The sequence below is a fragment of the Streptomyces sp. NRRL S-920 genome (genome assembly GCF_000717945.1).
GTDB classification, from domain to species: Bacteria; Actinomycetota; Actinomycetes; order Streptomycetales; family Streptomycetaceae; genus Streptomyces; species Streptomyces alboniger.
This window is the reverse complement of the sequence record NZ_JODF01000002.1, coordinates 113,061-131,213: the sequence shown is the minus strand read 5'-3', so window position 1 is coordinate 131,213 and position 18,153 is coordinate 113,061. Positions and strand designations below refer to the sequence as shown.

Annotated in this window: 17 protein-coding genes and 1 pseudogene; 9 read left to right on the top strand and 9 right to left on the bottom strand. The window is 72.5% G+C overall.

The window, feature by feature from the left end:
• Positions 1-33: 33 nt before the first annotated feature.
• The 3 genes from IG54_RS0102090 to IG54_RS0102080 all read left to right on the top strand — a co-directional run bounded on the left by IG54_RS0102090 (position 34) and on the right by IG54_RS0102080 (position 2,897).
• On the top strand, positions 34-1,839 hold the full coding sequence (locus tag IG54_RS0102090; protein ID WP_030776485.1) for a serine/threonine-protein kinase: 1,806 nt from the start codon (positions 34-36) through the stop codon (positions 1,837-1,839).
• 25 nt (positions 1,840-1,864) lie between these two features.
• Positions 1,865-2,386 (top strand): hypothetical protein, encoded by a 522-nt coding sequence (locus tag IG54_RS0102085; RefSeq protein ID WP_030776482.1) that lies wholly within the window; start codon positions 1,865-1,867, stop codon positions 2,384-2,386.
• Between the two features lie 154 nt (positions 2,387-2,540).
• Positions 2,541-2,897 (top strand): hypothetical protein, encoded by a 357-nt coding sequence (locus IG54_RS0102080; protein WP_030776479.1) that lies wholly within the window; start codon positions 2,541-2,543, stop codon positions 2,895-2,897.
• A gap of 29 nt (positions 2,898-2,926) precedes the next feature.
• Here IG54_RS0102080 and IG54_RS0102075 read toward each other — a convergent pair whose 3' ends face one another.
• Positions 2,927-3,967, bottom strand: a complete 1,041-nt coding sequence (locus IG54_RS0102075; RefSeq protein ID WP_030776476.1) for a LacI family DNA-binding transcriptional regulator — start codon at positions 3,965-3,967, stop codon at positions 2,927-2,929.
• A 199-nt stretch (positions 3,968-4,166) separates the two neighbouring features.
• Here IG54_RS0102075 and IG54_RS0102070 point away from each other — a divergent pair, with 199 nt between their 5' ends.
• Positions 4,167-5,135, top strand: a complete 969-nt coding sequence (locus IG54_RS0102070; protein ID WP_030776472.1) for an ROK family protein — start codon at positions 4,167-4,169, stop codon at positions 5,133-5,135.
• Between the two features lie 249 nt (positions 5,136-5,384).
• Here the strand turns inward: IG54_RS0102070 and IG54_RS0102065 are convergent, their stop codons facing one another.
• The 3 genes from IG54_RS0102065 to IG54_RS0102055 all read right to left on the bottom strand — a co-directional run bounded on the left by IG54_RS0102065 (position 5,385) and on the right by IG54_RS0102055 (position 8,339).
• Positions 5,385-7,460 carry an NPCBM/NEW2 domain-containing protein gene (locus tag IG54_RS0102065; RefSeq protein WP_030776469.1) on the bottom strand — a complete coding sequence of 692 codons (2,076 nt, stop codon included), beginning with the start codon at positions 7,458-7,460 and terminating at the stop codon, positions 5,385-5,387.
• Positions 7,461-7,678: 218 nt separating this feature from the next.
• Positions 7,679-7,870 carry a CsbD family protein gene (locus IG54_RS0102060; RefSeq protein ID WP_030776465.1) on the bottom strand — a complete coding sequence of 64 codons (192 nt, stop codon included), beginning with the start codon at positions 7,868-7,870 and terminating at the stop codon, positions 7,679-7,681.
• A 70-nt stretch (positions 7,871-7,940) separates the two neighbouring features.
• The gene (locus tag IG54_RS0102055) at positions 7,941-8,339 is read right to left on the bottom strand and encodes an STAS domain-containing protein (protein WP_051819204.1); all 399 of its coding nucleotides are present in this window, start codon (positions 8,337-8,339) and stop codon (positions 7,941-7,943) included.
• A gap of 295 nt (positions 8,340-8,634) precedes the next feature.
• Between IG54_RS0102055 and IG54_RS0102050 the strand changes: the two genes are divergently transcribed.
• Positions 8,635-9,678 carry an NUDIX hydrolase gene (locus IG54_RS0102050; RefSeq protein WP_030776460.1) on the top strand — a complete coding sequence of 348 codons (1,044 nt, stop codon included), beginning with the start codon at positions 8,635-8,637 and terminating at the stop codon, positions 9,676-9,678.
• A gap of 34 nt (positions 9,679-9,712) precedes the next feature.
• Here IG54_RS0102050 and IG54_RS0102045 read toward each other — a convergent pair whose 3' ends face one another.
• Entirely contained in the window at positions 9,713-11,068 is a 1,356-nt protein-coding gene (locus IG54_RS0102045; protein ID WP_030776457.1) for a dipeptidase, read from the bottom strand.
• Between the two features lie 135 nt (positions 11,069-11,203).
• On the opposite strand from IG54_RS0102045, the gene IG54_RS0102040 reads away from it, so the two are divergent.
• The 3 genes from IG54_RS0102040 (at position 11,204) to IG54_RS0102030 (ending at position 14,448) form a co-directional block, all read left to right on the top strand.
• Positions 11,204-12,406, top strand: coding sequence for a geranylgeranyl reductase family protein (locus IG54_RS0102040; RefSeq protein ID WP_030776454.1), 1,203 nt, complete (start codon positions 11,204-11,206; stop codon positions 12,404-12,406).
• A gap of 108 nt (positions 12,407-12,514) precedes the next feature.
• Entirely contained in the window at positions 12,515-13,786 is a 1,272-nt protein-coding gene (locus IG54_RS0102035; protein WP_051819203.1) for a sensor histidine kinase, read from the top strand.
• Positions 13,783-14,448, top strand: a complete 666-nt coding sequence (locus tag IG54_RS0102030) for a response regulator (RefSeq protein WP_030776449.1) — start codon at positions 13,783-13,785, stop codon at positions 14,446-14,448. The genes IG54_RS0102035 and IG54_RS0102030 overlap by 4 nt, the downstream gene beginning before the upstream one ends.
• Here IG54_RS0102030 and IG54_RS0102025 read toward each other — a convergent pair.
• On the bottom strand, positions 14,409-14,714 hold the full coding sequence (locus IG54_RS0102025) for a DUF6332 family protein (RefSeq protein ID WP_030776448.1): 306 nt from the start codon (positions 14,712-14,714) through the stop codon (positions 14,409-14,411). The genes IG54_RS0102030 and IG54_RS0102025 overlap by 40 nt on opposite strands.
• Positions 14,715-14,791: 77 nt before the next feature.
• Positions 14,792-16,294 (bottom strand): MFS transporter, encoded by a 1,503-nt coding sequence (locus IG54_RS0102020; RefSeq protein ID WP_030776444.1) that lies wholly within the window; start codon positions 16,292-16,294, stop codon positions 14,792-14,794.
• An 89-nt stretch (positions 16,295-16,383) separates the two neighbouring features.
• Between IG54_RS0102020 and IG54_RS0102015 the strand changes: the two genes are divergently transcribed.
• Entirely contained in the window at positions 16,384-16,803 is a 420-nt protein-coding gene (locus IG54_RS0102015) for a MarR family winged helix-turn-helix transcriptional regulator (protein ID WP_030776441.1), read from the top strand.
• 36 nt (positions 16,804-16,839) lie between these two features.
• Here the strand turns inward: IG54_RS0102015 and IG54_RS0102010 are convergent, their stop codons facing one another.
• Complete coding sequence (locus IG54_RS0102010) at positions 16,840-17,583, bottom strand: maleylpyruvate isomerase family mycothiol-dependent enzyme (protein ID WP_030776439.1); 744 nt, start codon at positions 17,581-17,583, stop codon at positions 16,840-16,842.
• A gap of 244 nt (positions 17,584-17,827) precedes the next feature.
• Positions 17,828-18,146: pseudogene (locus tag IG54_RS42775) on the bottom strand (MFS transporter); the annotation flags it as partial.
• Positions 18,147-18,153 lie beyond the last annotated feature (7 nt).

The following is an 18,153-nucleotide window of genomic DNA, read 5'->3' as shown; positions in this document are numbered from 1 at the left end:
CACGGAAAGTGGCGTCAGACGGACGGGGCAGCGGTGTTGTCGGGGGACCAGGAACAGACGGGCGAGGCGGGCAGACTCCTCGCGGGGCGCTACCGCGTGGTGGCGCAGCTCGGCCGGGGCGGCATGGGCGTCGTATGGCGCGCGGTCGACGAGGTGCTGCACCGCGAGGTCGCGGTGAAGGAACTGCGGACGTTCACGGACGCGGGCGGCCCCGAGCTGGCCGACCTGCGCCTGCGGATGCAGCGCGAGGCCCGCGCGGCCGCCCGCGTACGCCACCCGGGAGTCGTCGCCGTGCACGACGTGGCGGAGGTCGACGGACGGCCCCTCATCGTCATGGAGCTGGTCGACGGCCCCTCCCTCGACGACGTGCTGCGCGAGCGCGGCGCCCTCGACCCCCGAGAGGCAGCGGCCATCGGCGCAAAGGTCATGGAGGCCCTCGCCGCCGCGCACCGCGTGGGCGTCCTGCACCGCGACGTGAAGCCCGGCAACATCCTCCTGGAGACCGGCGGCCGGGTCGTTCTCACCGACTTCGGCATCGCCACCATGGAAGACCCCGGCGACGGCTCGGCCACCCACCTCACCCGCAGCGGCGAACTGGTCGGCTCGCTCGACTACCTGGCGCCCGAGCGCGCCCAGGGCCACGACCCGGGTCCCGCCTCCGACGTCTGGGCCCTCGGCGCCACGCTGTACGCCGCGGTCGAGGGCTCCTCGCCCTTCCGCCGTACGTCGACGTGGTCCACGCTCACCGCGATCGTGACCGACCCGATGCCCGAGCCGCGCCGCTCGGGTCCGCTGACACCCGTACTGCACCGGCTCATGGACAAGGACCCGCAGGCGCGCCCCGACGCGGAGTCGGCGCGGCAGCTGCTCGACGCGGTCGCCGGAGCGGGAGCGGGAGCAGGAACTGGGGCCGGTGCCGGGTTCGGGCCGCGCGGCGGCACCGAGCGCAGTATTCCGAGCACGCCGCCACCGGGCTTCGGACCGCCGCCTTCGGTGGCCCAGCCGGCACCCCGGATGCCGGTGCCTTCAGGGCCTTCAATGCCTTCAGGGCCTTCAGTGACGCATCCCTCGCCGCAGGCGCCGTCGCCCGCGTACCTGTCGCCGCAGGGGCCGCCCGTCACCGTCGGGGAGACGCGCTCCACGCAACGCCCGCGCCGAGGCAGGGCGTTGCCCGCAGCCGTCGCCGTGGCCGTCGTCCTCGTGGCGACCGGCGCGACCTTCGTCTTCCTGAACGGCAAGGACGACCGCGGCGGCCAGTCGCGGCAGGACGCGGCCCCGGCCGGGTCCGGCTCGACCGCGGACGACGGCAGGAGCGGCTCGCTGGGAGGCGAGTCGAAGCGCCCCCGACCGGACAAGCAGGACGAGGGGAAGTCCCGCGAGCCGGACGCGAAGCGCTCCAAGGGCGCCGACAAGGACGACACCGGCGGCGCGGAGCGCGACAAGGGCAAGGCACGGGACAAGGCCAAGGACCGCGACGAGCCGGTCTCGCGCCCCGACCCCACCGCCAAGCCGAGCGACGCGAGCAGGCCGGACGACGGCGGCGGCTCCGCCGAGGACCCCGTCTGCCACCCCGTCGGCGGCGGCAAGTACAACTGCTCGGTGTGGACGACCGCGAAGTCCTACACCGCCGCGGGCACCGAGGTGGGTGTCCTGAACTCGGGCACGAACTATTTCTACTGCCAGCAGAACCTCGGCCGCCGCGAGACCCACGGCCAGTGGACGAACGTCTGGTGGGCGAAGACGGACGACGACAAGGGCAACACCAACGTCTTCGTCAGCGACGTCTACATCAAGGGCGGCGACAACGACAAGCCGCTGCCCGGCCTGCCCACCTGCTGAAGCGGCGAGATCGGACGACGCCCACATGAACGACGCCTCGGGCCCGGACGACCGCGCGGCCCGGAACGACCCCTCCGGCCCGCGCGGCGCCGAGGCACTGCGCGCCCGCGCCGAGGCCGCGACCACCGGCACGCCGTACCGCTATCGGCGGACCGAGCCGGGATTCGACCTGATCGTGGACGTCCCGCAGCCGAGCGGCCGGGTCACCCAGGTGCACACCTACCGCGTCCGACTGCGTCCGGCCGAGGGGACCTTCACGCTGACGGACGTGGTCCGCACCCATGAGCGGGGGCCGTTCGGAACCACGCAGAAGACCGTGGAGACCGGCCGGGCCCGGTACCGCACCTGGAGCCGCTCACTGGACGGCACCGAGCGGCACTCCTTCTCCTCGGCCGAGGGACACCGCCTGATCCGGGGCATGGCACGGGAGCTGGGCTGGCGCGAGACCAGGCCCGCCACCGAGAGGGCCGCACTCGTCGCGGGCGCCCTCGGCGGACTCATCGCCCTCGGCACGCTGGTCGCTCTCGCGGTGGCCTTCTGGCCCTGACCGGACAGGCGCTGGGGGGACACGGCCTCACGGGCCGTCGCGCATTCGGAGGCACCCCTGGTGCGCACACTTCGACCGCACACGAAGCTCGGTCAATAACCGCTGTTTCCCGGAAACCGCTGTTTCCCCGACGCGAGGAACCTCAGGAGCAACCATGCGTGTGCCCACCGTCGTGACCGCCCTCGGCCTGACCACTGCCGGCATCCTGGCCGCCACTGTCCCGGCAGCAGCCGCCACCTCCCTCCCCGACCGTCCCCCCGTCGGCACCCACGCCGCCGCGGAGGCACCCGGCCAGGCCACGGCCGCCCCCACACCCCCCGGCCAGGAACAGCTCGGCGGTGTCCTCGGCTCTCTCCTCAACCTCGTCACCGGTCTGCTCGGCGGCCTCGTCGGGCCGGTGGCACAGGACCCCGGGACCAAGGACCTCACCAACAACGGCGTGACCGAGGGACGTCAGGCGCCGCTGACCCCGCTCACGACACTGTCCGACGTCGGCGGCAGCCGCCCCTGAACTGAGGGCTCACCTTCCGCGGCGTCCGCTCAGTCGGCGGGCGGCAGTTCGCCCGACCCGCGCGTGATGAGACGCGTCGGCAGCTCGACCCGCTCCGGAGCAACGGACGCGCCGTCGAGCTGCCGGAAGAGCCGCTCCGCCGCCGTCCTGCCCAGCTGCGCCGCGTCCTGCGCCACGACACTCACGCCGGGGTTCAGCAGATCGGCCAGCTCGATGTCGTCGAAGCCCACCAGCGCGACGGGGCGGTCGAGTGCGGCAAGGACCCGTACGACCGTCACGGTCACGCGGTTGTTGCCCGCGAAGACCGCCGTGACCGGCTCGGGGCCGCGGAGCATCGCCTCCGCCGCCGCGCGCACCCGCTCCGGGTCGGTGACGCCCAGCGACACCCACTTCTCGTCGACGGCGATGTCCGCGTCCTCCATCGCGGCACGGTAGCCGCGCAGCCGCTCTATGGCGGTGTGGATGCGCGGCTGGTCGCCGATGAAGCCGATGCGGCGGTGGCCGTGCGCGATCAGGTGCGCCACGCCGTCCCGCGCCCCGCCGAAGCTGTCGGAGAGCACCACGTCGGCGTCGATCCTCCCGGCGGGCCGGTCGACGAAGACGGTCGCCACCCCGGCGGCGATCTCCGGCTCCAGATAGCGGTGGTCGTCACCGGCCGGGATGATGACGAGTCCGTCGACCCGGCGCGCGCACAGCGCGAGCACCAACTCCTGCTCGCGGTCCGGGTCCTCGGCGCTCGACCCGTTGATGAGCAGCGCGCCGTGCGCCCGCGCGACCTCCTCGACGGCGCGGCTCAGCGGGCCGTAGAACGGGTCCGCGAGATCCTCCAGGACGAGGCCGATGCTGGCGGTGCGGCCCTTGCGCAGTACGCGCGCGCTGTCATTGCGGCGAAACCCCAGGGCGTCGATGGCCTCCTGGACGCGGCGTTCGGTGTCGGGGGTGACGCCGGGCTCGCCGTTCACGACCCGCGAGACCGTCTTCAGGCCGACTCCGGCGCGGGCGGCGACGTCCTTCATGGTCGGACGGTTGCCGTAGCGGTTGTCGGGTCGTCGGGCGGCGGTCTCGGCCACGGTGCGCTGTCCTGTCCTGTCGTCGACGAACTGTCACGGATCTTGCCTACGAGCTTTCTCGGACCCTTACTCTCTTGGGGCATGAGGCGGTCCCTGAGCCCGTGGCGTCGAGCATAGGGCCTGGACAACGTTGTCAGATGCGAGGGAGACTGACCTTCGCACTCTCCGGCCTGCCCATACACCAGGAGACCCGACACAGATGCACATGGACCTCGTCGCCGCACTCGACATCGGCGGCACCAAGATCGCCGGCGCCCTGGTGGACGGGCGGGGCCGCATCCTGCTGCGCGCCCAGCGGCCCACGCCCGCGCGTGAGGACGGCGACACGGTGATGCGGGCGGTCGAGGAGGTCCTCGCGGAGCTGACCGCGGGCGACCTCTGGCGCGAGGTCACCGCCGTCGGCATCGGCAGCGCGGGCCCGGTGGACGCCTCGGCGGGCACGGTCAGCCCCGTCAATGTCCCCGGCTGGCGGGGCTATCCGCTGGTGGACCGGGTCCGCGCGGTGACGGACGGGCTGCCGGTCCATCTGGTCGGCGACGGCGTGGCGATGACCGCGGCCGAGCACTGGCAGGGCGCGGCCCGCGGCCACGACAACGCGCTGTGCATGGTGGTCTCCACCGGCGTCGGCGGCGGCCTCGTCCTCGGCGGCAAGCTCCACCCGGGTCCCACGGGGAACGCGGGCCACATCGGTCACATCAGCGTGGACCTGGACGGCGACCCCTGCCCGTGCGGGGCGCGCGGCTGCGTCGAGCGCATAGCCAGCGGGCCGAACATCGCCCGCCGCGCCGTGGAGGGCGGCTGGCGTCCGGGCCCCGACGGCGACACGTCCGCGGCCGCCGTGGCGAGCGCCGCCCGCGCGGGGGATCCCGTCGCGCTCGCCTCCTTCGAACGCGCCGCCCAGGCACTGGCCGCCGGGATCGCCGCCACGGCCACGCTCGTCGAGATCGACATCGCGGTGATCGGCGGGGGAGTGGCGAAGGCGGGCGACATCCTCTTCACGCCGCTGCGCCGGGCCCTGCGCGAGTATGCCACGCTGTCCTTCGTACACCGGCTGACCGTGGCCCCCGCCTCGACGGGCACGGACGCGGGCCTGGTGGGAGCGGCGGCGGCCGCGCTCAACGGCACGCCGAGCGCGAAGGTCGCCTCGCGTTCCGCGGTGGGCGGCTGAGTCCGGCCCGTACGGGCGGGGGCCGGTGCGGGCGCGGGATGCGCGGAGATGAGCGGCGTGCGCGTGCGCGCGGATGGAGCGGCGGAGGGAGTGCCTGTTCAGCGCACGAGGAGCCGACCGGAACAGGCTTGTGGGCCCGGCGCCGGGCGTGAGCCGCTCACGTGAGCCGCTCACGTGTACCCGCGCCGGGGGCCCCGAGCGGCTCGCGGCGGGCCGAGACCCTCGCGCGAGCCGCCCGCCCCGCGGCCGTCAGCAGCTGAGCGTCGCCCCGGCCCAGTCGCCGTGATCGGCGTAGATGCCGTCGCCACCGTCCGTGACGACCAGGCGTACGACCTGGGCGCCGGTCACGTCCGCGGTGAGCGGCTGGGCCGGCATCGCGTTGGTGAGGGTGCCCGTCGACGCCACCTTCTTGTCGTCGGCCCAGATCTCGAAGGCGACCGTGCCGTCGGTGCGTGTCTCGTCGTCGACTCCGACATCCGCGGTGACCTTCTCGCAGGCTCTGCCGGTGTAGAAGGCGACGTCGCTCGCGGCGTGCGCGCCGAGCCCCTTGTCGTACACCTTTCCGCCGATGGTGAGGGGCCTGCCGTCGCCGGCCGCGCCCTCACCATTGCTGGTGTTCCGCTCCACGGGCCCCCAGCCGTTGCTCATCGACAGCCACGGCAGATCGCCGAGCGCCGAGGCGCCCGAGGGCGGCGCGAGGACCACCCGCGCGGTCAGGGGCAGGACGTTCTCGGCGCGCGTGCCCGTGGGGGAGCGGTACGTCGCCGCGACCTTCACCTCGTACGAGCCGGGGGTGGCGTCCGGTGGCGCGGTGAGCTGCCACGAGGTGCGCAAGGTCTTGCCGGGCGCCAGTGTCCGGGCGGTGGTGGGCGAGGTCGCCTCGGTCCGCCAGCCGCCGGGCGCCTCGACCTCGGCGGTCACCTGGCGGGCCGGTACGCGGCCGAGGTTGGTGACCGACGTGGTGAGAGGCGTGCGCTTGCCGGCCTCGAAGAAGTCGCCGCCGTCCACGCCGAGTTCGACGGCGGGCGGGTGCGTGGCCCACTTGCCGTCGGCCGACACGCGCAGCAGGACCGTGGCATGCGCGGGAACGGTCGCGGAGATCCTGCCCGCCGTGTGGTAGCTCTTGTGCCGCCACAGGTCGCGCAGCGTGTACGCGGGGGCGTCGGGGAGCCCGACGGCCTTCGCGGTCGTGGAGACGGTCCGCGCGGTGCCGGTCTCGTTGAAGAGGGCGACGGCCCGGCTGCCGTCCTTCATCTCCTTGGCGACGACCCACCGGCCGTCCTGCGACGAGACGACCTTGCCCTGCTTGCCGAGCGGGTCCTGGTCGACGGCGATGACCTCCCTGTTGCCGAGGATCTCGAAGGTCTTGGGGGAGGCCTTGCGCAGGTCGGATCCGATGAGCAGCGGCGCGGCCATGATCGACCACATCGAGAAGTGGGTGCGGTACTCGGTGTCCGTCATGCCGCCGTTGCCGACCTCCAGCATGTCGGGGTCGTTCCAGTGCCCGGGCCCCGCGTACTCGTCGAGCGGCAGATTCTGCTTCATGATCGACAACATCGAGTTCCAGCTGTCGCTGATGTCGCCGGTGGTGCGCCACAGATGGCCGACATCCGCCGCCCACTCCCACGGCTTGTTCTCGCCCCACTCGCAGATGCTGTAGACGATGGACCTGCCGGTGGTCTCGGAGGCGGCCTTCAGCGCGTCGCGCATCGCGATGTACCGCTTCTTGGCGTCCACGCCCTGGTTGTTGCAGTTGTCGTACTTGAGGTAGTCGACGCCCCACTCCGCGAACTGCTGGGCGTCGCTGCGCTCATGGCCGAGCGCGCCGGGGAACCCGGCCACGTTGCAGGTCTTCGTACCCGCGCTCGTGTAGATGCCGAACTTGAGACCCTTGGAGTGGACATAGTCGGCGACCGCCTTGATCCCCTGGGGGAAGCGCTTGGGGTCGGGCACCAGCTTGCCGTTGGCGTCACGCTCGGGCAGCGCCCAGCAGTCATCGATGTTGACGTACTGATAACCGGCGTCCTTCAGGCCCTTCTCGACGAAGATGTCCGCGATGCCCTTGACCATCGCCTCGTCGAACTCGGCCCTACAGTGCGTGGAGTTCCAGTTGTTGAAGCCCATGGGCGGTGTGGCCGCCAGGCCGTCGGGGAGCTTCACGGCGGGTTCGGCGGCGGTCTGCCCGGCAGGGGCGCGGGCGGCGGCGGGCTGCTCGGTCGTGTCATGTGCGGCGGCGGGGGCGGCGAGGACACCGGCGCACAACACGGCGGCGGCGAGCGATCCGGCCGCTCTTCGGTGGGGGGTGCGGGAGGCAAGGTGACGCATCGTTACGTTCCTCCGTACTCGCGGAAGATGGCGTGCTGCTGGATGCGCGGCCGCCGGAGCCGCACTCCTACTATCCGCGGGTCGTTTGCCACCGCAAGAGTCGCTTTGAGAAACAGCGGCGGGAACAGGCCAGTCACCCCGGGCCGCCCCGGGCGGGAAACACGCCCGCGCCCCCCGCACAGGGCGGGGGGCGCGGCACGCACAAGGCCGAAAGGTCTTTAGGAGTCGTCCCGCTTCATCGAGTCCTTCATGCCCTTGGCCTTGTCACGGGCCGATTCCATCGCGTCCTTGGCCTCGCCCTTGGCCCGGTCCGTCCTGCCCTCGGCCTCGCGACGGTCGTCGCCGGTGGCCTTGCCGGCCATCTCCTTGGCCTTGCCCTTCAGCTTGTCCATGCCGCCTTTGTCACCCATGGTCACTCCTCTGCTTCGCGCTGGGGGACTTACCTGGCCAACGTAAGACGAGGAGGCGCGGCGCGCTCGCTCAAGCGTCGCGCTGCGTGACATCACCGAGAACGGCCCGCGCCGCCGCCACGGTCGGCGCCGGGGAGAGGGCCCCGGTCAGACCCGTGAGGCGCAGCATGCGCAGGGTCAGCGGGTGGGTGCAGACGACGCGCAGCGTGCCGCCTCTGTCGCTCACCCGCCGGTGGGCCCGCACCAGCAAGGAGATGCCGGAACAGTCGAAGAAGTCGACCTCACTCAGGTCGACGACCACGATCGGTTCCGGCCCCGCGGCCACGGCATCGAACAGCGGGGCCAGCCGCTGATAGGCCACGAGGTCGATCTCGCCGCGCAACTCGATCACGATCGTACGGTCGAGGCCGTACACGCGTGGTTGATGGAGGTTCTCGCGCGCGTATCCGCTCAGTTCTTCCTGCCGCATCAATCCCCCAGTGCCTGCGCCGTCGCTCTACGAGGAGGGGGCGGCGCACCGTGCATGCCAGTTCTCTTGGAGCACCGGGGACCGGGGCGCCCGGAAGGCCACGCTAGCCGGGCCCGGCGCACTCTGGAGTGCGGGAACGATTCGCGGAAAGTCAGCATCATGCGATCGGGTGAAACCTAAACAAACCGCTTGACATTACGCCCGGTAACGCGAGACTTCCTCACCCATCAGTGCCTGGTTTCCGTGACAGGGTGTTGCGGGCAAGCCACAGGGGGCCGACGGAAGAGGGGGAACCGTGATCGTCTGGCTCAACGGCGCGTTCGGTGCGGGCAAGACCAGTGCCGCACGGGAACTGATCGAGCTGATCCCGAACAGCACGCTCTTCGACCCGGAAGTCATCGGCGGCGCACTGCCCTATCTGCTGCCGCCCAAGCGCCTCGCCGAGGTGAGCGACTACCAGGACCTGCCGATCTGGCGCCGTCTCGTCGTCGACACGGCGGCCGCGCTCCTCGCCGAAGTGGGCGGCGTCCTCGTGGTGCCGATGACACTGCTGCGCCAGGAGTACCGCGACGAGATCTTCGGCGGCCTCGCCTCGCGCAGGATTCCCGTACGCCACATCGTGCTCGCCCCGGACGAAACGATCCTGCGAGGCCGAATATCCGGCCGTGACGTCCCCCCGGACCTGCCCGACGGCGACCTGCGCGTACGGCAGTGGTCGGCCGACCACATCGAGCCGTACCGCACGGCCCTCGCCGGCTGGCTCGGCGCGGACGCCCACCGCGTCGACACCAGCGCGCTCACCCCCTACGAGACCGCCGAACGCGTCGCCGACGCCGTGCGCACCGGCGCCGCGTCCGCCTGCGACATCGTGCAGACCCCCGAACCCACCGCGGAGACCCTCGCCGCCGGTGTGCTGCTCTTCGACGAGCAGGACCGGGTGCTGCTCGTCGACCCGACGTACAAGGCGGGCTGGGAGTTCCCCGGCGGTGTCGTCGAACCCGGCGAGGCACCGGCGCGCGCGGGCGTGCGCGAGGTCGCCGAGGAGACCGGCATCCGACTCCCCGACGACCTCCGCCTGCTGGTCGCCGACTGGGAGCCGCCCAAACCGCCCGGCTACGGAGGCATGCGGTTCCTTTTCGACGGCGGCCGGCTCGACAGCACCGAGGCCCACCGCCTGCTGCTGCCGGGACCCGAGCTGCGCGACTGGCGCTTCGTCACCGAACGGGAAGCCGCCGACCTGCTGCCGTCGGTGCGCTACGAACGGCTGCGCTGGGCACTGCGCGCACGCGAGCGGGGCGCCGCGCTCTATCTGGAGGCGGGCGCCCCGATCGACGGCTAGCCGCCCCTGCCGAGGAAGGACGGCTCGCGGGCGGTCAGCTCTTCGCGTACTTCCGCAGGAACAGCGCCTCGGCGTACGAGAGCCGCTCCAGCTCCTCGGGCGACACGCTTTCGTTGACCGCGTGGATCTGCGCCTCGGGCTCGCTCAGGCCGATCAGCAGGATCTCCGCGTCCGGATAGAGCGAGGCGAGGGTGTTGCACAGCGGGATCGAGCCGCCGTGGCCCGCGAACTGCATCTGCTGGCCCGGGTAGGCCTCACCCATCGCCTCGGCCATCGCCGTGTACGCCGGGCTCGTGGTGTCCGCGCGGAACGCCTGGCCCTGCCCGATCTGCTCGGTGTGCACCCGCGCGCCCCACGGCGTGCGCGCCTCCAGATGGGCCCGGAGCAGCTTCGTCGCTTCGGCGGCGTCCACGCCCGGCGGCACCCGCAGGCTGATCAAGGCCCGCGCGCCCGCCTGCACGGACGGCGTCGCGCCGACCACCGGCGGGCAGTCGATGCCGAGGACGGTGACGGCGGGGCGCGCCCAGATCCGGTCGGCGACCGTGCCCTCGCCGATCAGCCGCACCCCGTCGAGGACCTTGGCGTCCTTGCGGAAGGTGTCCTCTTCGTACTGAAGCCCGTCCCAGACGGCGTCGCCCGCCAGTCCGTCGATCGTCGTGGAGCCGTCCTCGGCGCGCAGCGAGTCGAGGACGCGGATCAGCGCGGCGAGCGCGTCCGGGGCGGCGCCGCCGAACTGCCCCGAGTGCAGGTTCCCCTCAAGGGTGTCCACCCTGACGCGTACGAGGGTCATACCGCGGAGCGTCGCCGTCACCGTCGGCAGGCCGACCCGGAAGTTGCCCGCGTCACCGATGACGACCGTGTCGGCCGCGAGCAGCTCGGGGTGCTCCTCCGCGTACCGCTCCAGGCCGCCCGTGCCCTGCTCCTCCGAGCCCTCCGCGATCACCTTGACGTGCACCGGGACGCCGCCGTTCGCCTTCAGGGCGCGCAGCGCGAGCAGGTGCATGATGATGCCGCCCTTGCAGTCGGCGCTGCCGCGGCCGTACCAGCGGCCGTTCCGCTCGGTCAGTTCGAACGGCGGGGTGGCCCACCCGGCCTCGTCCAGCGGCGGCTGCACGTCGTAGTGCGCGTACAGCAGGACGGTCGGAGCGCCCTCGGGGCCCGGCAGGAAGCCGTACACCGACTGCGTGCCGTCCGGGGTGTCGAGCAGCGCGACGTCCTGGAAACCCTCCGCGCGCAGCGCGTCGGCCACCCAGTTCGCGGCGGCCTCGCTCTCGCTCTTCGGGTACTGCGCGAAGTCCGCCACCGACTTGAAGGCCACCAGTTCGGTCAGCTCCGCCTTCGCCTTCGGCATGAGTGAGGCGATGGTCCCGGCGATCGGATCCGGCGACATGGGCACGCTCCTCGTGGGTGCGACGTTGTATGTGTGGATACAGGTGATCCTCCCACAGGAGGGTTCCCGGGGCCTCGGCCGTAGGATGCCTGGGGACAGCGCGGCCAACAGCGGGATCAGGAGCGGTAGACCAACGTGAGCAGCGAGAACTCAGCGGACGACGCCCGGTACGTGTGGGACGTCGTCGTGGTCGGAGCCGGCCCCGCGGGGGCCTCGGCGGCCTATGCGGCGGCCGTCGCGGGACGCAGCGTGCTGCTCCTGGAGAAAGCCGAACTGCCGCGCTACAAGACGTGTGGCGGCGGCATCATCGGCCCCTCGCGCGACTCCCTGCCGCCCGGCTTCGAGCTGCCCCTGCGCGACCGGGTGCACGCGGTGACGTTCTCCCTGGACGGCAAGTTCACGCGTACCCGCCGTTCCCGGCAGATGCTCTTCGGGCTCATCAACCGCCCGGAGTTCGACCAGCAGCTGGTCGAGCACGCGCAGAAGGCGGGCGCCGAGTTGCGCACGGGCGTCACCGTCGCGCGCGTGGAGCAGCACGGCTCCGAGGTGCCCGACCGGCGGACCGTCGCCGTCGTGCTGCAAGGCGGCGAGACCGTCCTCGCCCGCGCCGTGGTCGGGGCCGACGGCAGTGCCAGCCGCATAGGGGCGCATGTCGGCGTCAAGCTCGACCAGGTCGACCTCGGCCTGGAGGCCGAGATCCCGGTGCCCGCGACCGTCGCCGAGGACTGGGCGGGGCGCGTCCTCATCGACTGGGGCCCCATGCCGGGCAGTTACGGCTGGGTCTTCCCCAAGGGCGACACGCTCACCGTCGGCGTCATCTCCGCACGCGGCGAAGGCGCCGCCACCAAGCGGTACTTGGAGGACTTCATCGCCCGCCTCGGCCTCGCCGGGTTCGAGCCCAGCATCTCCTCCGGGCACCTCACCCGCTGCCGCAGTGACGACTCGCCGCTGTCCCGGGGGCGGGTCCTGGTCTGCGGCGACGCGGCGGGCCTCCTGGAGCCGTGGACCCGCGAGGGCATCTCCTTCGCGCTGCGCTCCGGACGGCTCGCGGGGGAGTGGGCGGTACGGATCGCGGAGGCGCACGACGCGGTGGACGCCCGCCGCCAGGCCCTGAACTACGCGTTCGCCATCAAGGCGGGCCTCGGCGTCGAGATGAGCGTCGGCCGCCGCATGCTCCAGATCTTCGAGCGCCGCCCCGGCATGTTCCACGCGGCGATCACGGGCTTCCGCCCCGCGTGGAACGCCTTCGCGAAGATCACCCGCGGTTCGACGACCCTGGGCGAGCTGGTGCGGACGCACCCCCTGGCGGGACGAGCGCTGAGCACGATGGACCGCTAGACAGGCGACTGCGCCGCCGGGACGGGCGCGGATACTCCCGCGGGAGTACACGTGATCACCACGCCCGGCGGACGCCCGCCGACCCGCGTGGCGCATAGCGTGAGCGGCATGGACGAGCAGCGCGAACGCGACTTCCGTGGCCCGCTTCCGGTCCCGGCGGACGGAGCGGCGCGGCAGGGGCCGCCCTGGTGGATGCCCGCGGAGGGGACGCGACGCCGACTGCCCTGGCCGACGACGCTCGCGCTCACCGTGTTCGTGCAGATCGGCTCCGGCTTCGCCGGACACGCCCAGCCCGACCGTGCGGCGCTCGGGCCCTTCGCCAGGGTGCTGCTCCTCCTGGCCACGGCCGTGCTGCTGCTGCGCCACCGCTACCCGGTCACCGTGGTGTACGCCGCCGCCGGGCTCACCCTGGTCTACCTCGCCGCCGGGTACCCGTACGGCCCGGTCCTGCTCACCGTCGCCGTGGGCTGCTTCGCCGCGGTCGTCGCGGGGCACCGGCGTGCGGCGTGGGGAGCCGTCGGCGCGCTCTGGGCGGGGCATCTGCTCCTCGCGCACTGGCTCTACCGCTGGCTGCCGCCCGGTGACGACGGGGCCGGCCGCTGGAGCGAGGAGATCGTGGTCGCGGTCTGGGTGGTCGCGATCGCCGCCGTCTCCGAGCTGGGCCGCGTACGCCGCGAGCAGTGGGTCAAGGAGCGGGCCGAGCGCGCGCGGGCCGCCGAGCGGCGGGCCGACGAGGAGCGGCTGCGCATGGCCCGCGAACTGCACGACGTCCTCGCGCACAGCATCTCCGTCATCAACGTCCAGGCCGGTATGGGCCTCGCCCTCCTCGACTCCGACCCCGAACAGGCCCGCACCGCGCTGACCACCATCAAGGCCGCCAGCAAGGAGGCGCTCGGGGAGGTGCGCCAGGTCCTGGACACCTTGCGGGCCCCCGGCGAGGCGCCCCGCGCCCCCGCCCCGGGGCTCGACCGGCTCCCCGAACTCGTCGATCAGGCCGGGAGCGCGGGGCTCACCGTCGACGTCACCACGCAAGGCGCCCCCGCGAAGCTGCCGCCGGGCACGGACCTCGCCGCGTTCCGCATCGTCCAGGAGGCGCTGACGAACGTCGTACGCCACTCCGGCTCACGCCACGCGCGCGTGCTGGTGCGCCACGAGAAGGCGGCGCTCGTCCTGCGCGTCGACGACGACGGACCGGCCACCGGCGCCGACGCGGGTGGCAGCGGCAACGGACTTGCCGGGATGCGCGAGCGCGCCGCGGCCCTGGGTGGCACGATCGAGGCGGGCCCGCGCCAGGACGACGGCTTCCGTGTGACCGCCGTGCTGCCCCTTGCGGCGGGCCGGGACTCCACGGCCCGTACGGCACCCCGGGAGGACCAGTGATCCGCGTACTGCTCGCCGACGACCAGTCGTTGGTCAGGGCGGGCTTCAAGGCGCTTCTCGACGCGCAGCCGGACATCGGGGTCGTCGGGGAGGCCGCGGACGGCGAGCAAGCGGTCCGGATGGTGCGCGAGGTGCGCCCCGACGTCGTCCTGATGGACATCCGCATGCCCCGGCTGGACGGTCTCGCCGCGACCCGTCGCATCACCGGCGAACCCGGTCTGGACGGTGTGCGGGTGGTCATGCTCACCACTTTCGAACTCGACGAGTACGTCTTCGAGGCGATCCGCTCCGGAGCCTCCGGGTTCCTCGTCAAGGACACCGAGCCCGATGAACTGCTGCGCGCGGTGCGGGCGGTGGTCGAGGGCGACGCGCTGCTCTCGCCCGGGGTGACCCGCCGGCTCATCGCCGAGTTCGCGGCCCGCTCCAAGGAGCCGGCCGCGGCCGACGCCCTCGCCGAACTGACCGAGCGGGAGCGGGAGGTGATGGCGCTGGTCGGGATCGGACTCTCGAACGAGGAGATCGCCCGCCGCCTGGTGGTCAGCCCGCTCACCGCCAAGACGCACGTGAGCCGGACGATGGTGAAACTGGGCGCCCGCGACCGCGCCCAACTGGTCGTCCTCGCCTACGAGTCGGGTCTGGTCCGCCCCGGCTGGCTGGGCTGAGACGCTTCCGGACGCCGGTCGTGGAACTTCCACAGCACGGTGGCCACCCGTACGACGAACGCCACCGCCGCCAGCGAGACCCCGGTCACCTTGAGCGCGCTCACGACGGCGCGCGGCGGGTCGAAGGCCAGGAGCGGACCGGCGATCACCACACCGATGACGGCGAGGGCGACGACGAGCCCGCTGACGAGCGCGTATCCGATCTCGATGGTGATCGCGTCCCGCTCGGCGGCCGACCGCCGCCCCGAATACTCCGTCGTTGCCATGGGAGGAAGTGTCACAGCCGGGTGCCCGGCGGGCAAGCGACCGCCGCCGGGCACCCGGCTCACCTCGGGGGGACGCCTCAGTCGCGCACGGCCACGCGCTCCCGCTCGGCCGCCTCCCGCTCGGCCTCCGGCGGGACGGACTTCGTGACGACGAGCGATCCCCGGCTACGCGGGGCGCGCAGTCCGGTGAGGGTGATGAGAAGCCCGGCGACCGCGATGGCGGTCACCACGATCAGGCCCGGCCGGAAGCTGTCGAGGACGGCCTGCGGCGAGGAGTCGTCGGCGTGGGAGGACGCCGTGACCACGGCGGTGACGATCGCGAGGAAGATCGCGCCGCCCACCTGGATCGAGGTGTTGAGCAGCCCGGAGACCATGCCCTGCTCGTCGTCGTCCACGCCGTTGGTGGCCTGGATGTTGAGCGAGGGGAAGACCAGGGCGCACGCGAAGCCGAGCAGGATCATCGACGGCAGCACCACCGCGGCGTACGAGGGGGTGAGGCTGATCCGCAGGAACAGCACGTACGAGGCGACGAGGAGCACGAACCCGGCGACGATCACGCGAGGCGTGCCGAACCGGTCGATCACCGAGCCCATCTTCGTCGACGACAGGGCGACCAGCGCGCCCGCGGGCAGGAAGGCGAGCGCCGTCTCCAGCGCGGACCAGCCGAGCAGCGACTGGAAGTACTGCGTGGCGAGGAACTGGAAGGACACATAGCCGCCGAAGAACGTCATCGCGCCGAGCTGGGCCCGCAGTTGGGGCCCCGAGCGCAGGACGCCGAGGCGGACCAGCGGGCTGGCCGTGCGCAGTTCGATGCGGACGAAGACGGCGAGCAGGGCGGCCGCGGCGAGGAACGACAGGAGGGTGCGGGCCGAGGCCCAGCCCACCTCGGGGGCCTCCACGACGGTGAAGACGAGAAGCAGCATGGCGGCCGTGCCGGTGACGGCGCCCGGCACGTCGTAGCCGCCCTTGTTCTGCTCGCGGGCGCTGCGGGGAATCAGTTTGAGCCCGGCGATCAGCGCGAGCACCGCGATGGGCGCGGGCAGCAGCATGGTCAGGCGCCAGCTGGCCTCGGTGAGCAGTCCGGACAGGACGAGGCCCATGGAGAAGCCCGTGGCGGCGCAGGTGGTGTAGATGGTGAGGGCGCGGTTGCGGACCGGGCCCTCGGCGAACGTGGTCGTGATGATGGACAGGCCGGCGGGCGCGGTGAACGCGGCGCTCAGGCCCTTGATGAAGCGGCTGGCGATCAGCAGCGGGCCCGAGTCGACGAAGCCGCCGAGCAGCGAGGCGAGCGCGAAGACGCCGAGCGCGATGAGGAAGACGCGGCGGCGGCCGAGCAGGTCGGCGGCGCGTCCGCCGAGGAGCAGCAGCCCTCCGTAGCCGAGGATGTAGCCGCTGACGACCCACTGGAGGGTCGAGGTGGAGAGGTTCAGTTCGGAGCCGATGGAGGGCAGGGCGACGCCCACCATCGATACGTCGAGCGCGTCGAGGAACATCGCGGCGCAGAGCACCAGCAGCGTGCCCCACAGACGGGGGGTCCAGCGCTCCGGGGACGCGGAGACCGGCGTGAGCGGAGAAGTCATGCGGAGTAACTTACATGCGTATGCATTGAGTGCAAGTGCATTTAATTACGATGCAACAATGGGGGTCTTCTCTGCTACCGTGCGATGTCATGGCGGCGAAAACGGCCGAGCAGGAGCTCGTGGATCAATGGCGGGGCATCCTCGCGGTACATGCGCGCACCCAGTGCGAGCTGGACCGTGAGCTTCATCCGCACGGCCTCGGGGCGAGCGACTTCGAGGTCCTCGACGTGCTGGCCGAAGGGTCGTCGGACGACGGCGGCTGTACGTTCCGCGTGCAGGAGATCTCCGCACAGGTGCATCTGAGCCAGAGCGCCCTCTCCCGCCTCATCGGTCGGCTGGACAAGGACGGGCTCGTCGAGCGCGGCATGTGCAGTGAGGACCGGCGAGGCGTCCGGGTCTCCCTGACCGCCAAGGGGCGCGAACTCCACCGCGAGGTGCGGCCGCTGCAACGGGCGGTCCTCAAGCGGATGCTCGCGGAAGGTGCCGCGGGCACCGCATGCGACAGCTGAGCGGGGCGCCCACCGGGCCGGCCCAGGCGCCCGCCCTCAGCGCATGACGATGCCGGACTTCTGCCGCCACAGTGCCGCGAGCGAGCGATCGCCGGTCACCTCGGGGAACGGCAGCCGGTTCCACAGCGCCAGATAGAGCCGCGCCGCCTGCCCGGACACCTCGCAGTCGGCGGCGGCCGTCGCGCCGCGCTCCGCGATCGGCGGCCCCTCGGACAGGCGTATGGTCCAACTCCACTCGGCGGCCGCGTCCGTGGCCCGCACCCGCAGCACCCGGGGGCCGGCGCTGCGCACCTGGCTCTTCTCGCGGGCGTGGAAGCCCAGCAGCAGTTCCTCGATCCCGTCCACGGCGAACTCGACGCCCACCGGCGACGGCGTGCCGCCGCGCGCGGCCTCGGCGTCGACCCGGTGGACGGTCGTCTCGTTCGCCTGCCGCCGCGCCCAGAAGGCCAGCGGCGAGGGGGAGGGCAGGAACGCCCAGCACTCGACGTCCGGCGGCGCGGTGGTGAGCGTGTCCACCAGGGCGGCGTGCCCCTCGCGGAACCAGTCGAGGAGCGCCGCGCCGTCCAGGTCGGGCAGCTGACCGCCGAGCCGGAACTCGGTGCGCCGCTCGGTGATGAACGCCGCGGCCCAGCGGTGCACCATGCCGGTGTGCCGCAGCAGGTCCCGTACCTCCCAGTCCGGACAGGTGGGCACCTTGGCGTCGGGCCCGGCCTCCTCGGCGGCCCGGGCCAGCAACCGCCCTTCCTCGCTGACTACTTGAATGTGCCGGGAAATGTCCATGCGGGGATTGTGTCGGATGGAGCGCGGTCGAACGGAAGGCTCCGGAATATGTCAGACCGTTTCCGTGGATCGCTTGCGCTCCGGATGCGCTGTGTGCTCCGTACGCTCCATGCGCCCCGTGTGCTCCGAACGATCTGTACGCTCCGTGCGCGCCGGCCATGAACCCGATGAGGGGCGGCCCGATGAGCATGCCGCCGTAGCCGAGCGTCGACGCCCCTGCCCCAGGGAGGTCCGCCGCCCCGCCCCGCAGCAGCGTGGGCGCCGCCGCGGTGACCGCGAGGCCGAGGACGGTGACGCCGAGGCTGAAGGCCGTGTGGAAGCTGGGCATCACGGGCCGCCGCAGCGCGCTCACCAGGTCGACGGCGGCGCTGTTCATCGCGACGCTGATACCGCCGTATACGGCTCCGAAGGCCAGCAGGGCGAGCCCGAGCCGCTCGCCGAGGCGCCGGTCTGTTCCTTGAGGGCGGGGATACGCACGACCCACCCGGCGAAACGAAGCCGTCGAGGGTGAAGAAGACGGTGAGCGCCACGCGCAGACGGCGCAGAGCGGGGGCGGTGGGCAGGCCGTTT

Excerpts from the sequence above, each read along its gene's own strand:
- IG54_RS0102060 (WP_030776465.1), bottom strand. The coding sequence starts at position 7,870 with ATGGGTGACAAAGGCGGCATGGACAAGCTGAAGGGCAAGGCCAAGGAG.
- IG54_RS0102045 (WP_030776457.1), bottom strand. The coding sequence starts at position 11,068 with ATGTCGCCGGATCCGATCGCCGGGACCATCGCCTCACTCATGCCGAAG.
- IG54_RS0102070 (WP_030776472.1), top strand. The coding sequence starts at position 4,167 with ATGCACATGGACCTCGTCGCCGCACTCGACATCGGCGGCACCAAGATC.
- IG54_RS0102035 (WP_051819203.1), top strand. The coding sequence starts at position 12,515 with ATGGACGAGCAGCGCGAACGCGACTTCCGTGGCCCGCTTCCGGTCCCG.
- IG54_RS0102080 (WP_030776479.1), top strand. The coding sequence starts at position 2,541 with ATGCGTGTGCCCACCGTCGTGACCGCCCTCGGCCTGACCACTGCCGGC.
- IG54_RS0102055 (WP_051819204.1), bottom strand. The coding sequence starts at position 8,339 with ATGCGGCAGGAAGAACTGAGCGGATACGCGCGCGAGAACCTCCATCAA.
- IG54_RS0102020 (WP_030776444.1), bottom strand. The coding sequence starts at position 16,294 with ATGACTTCTCCGCTCACGCCGGTCTCCGCGTCCCCGGAGCGCTGGACC.
- IG54_RS0102025 (WP_030776448.1), bottom strand. The coding sequence starts at position 14,714 with ATGGCAACGACGGAGTATTCGGGGCGGCGGTCGGCCGCCGAGCGGGAC.
- IG54_RS0102010 (WP_030776439.1), bottom strand. The coding sequence starts at position 17,583 with ATGGACATTTCCCGGCACATTCAAGTAGTCAGCGAGGAAGGGCGGTTG.
- IG54_RS0102085 (WP_030776482.1), top strand. The coding sequence starts at position 1,865 with ATGAACGACGCCTCGGGCCCGGACGACCGCGCGGCCCGGAACGACCCC.
- IG54_RS0102015 (WP_030776441.1), top strand. The coding sequence starts at position 16,384 with ATGGCGGCGAAAACGGCCGAGCAGGAGCTCGTGGATCAATGGCGGGGC.
- IG54_RS0102065 (WP_030776469.1), bottom strand. The coding sequence starts at position 7,460 with ATGCGTCACCTTGCCTCCCGCACCCCCCACCGAAGAGCGGCCGGATCG.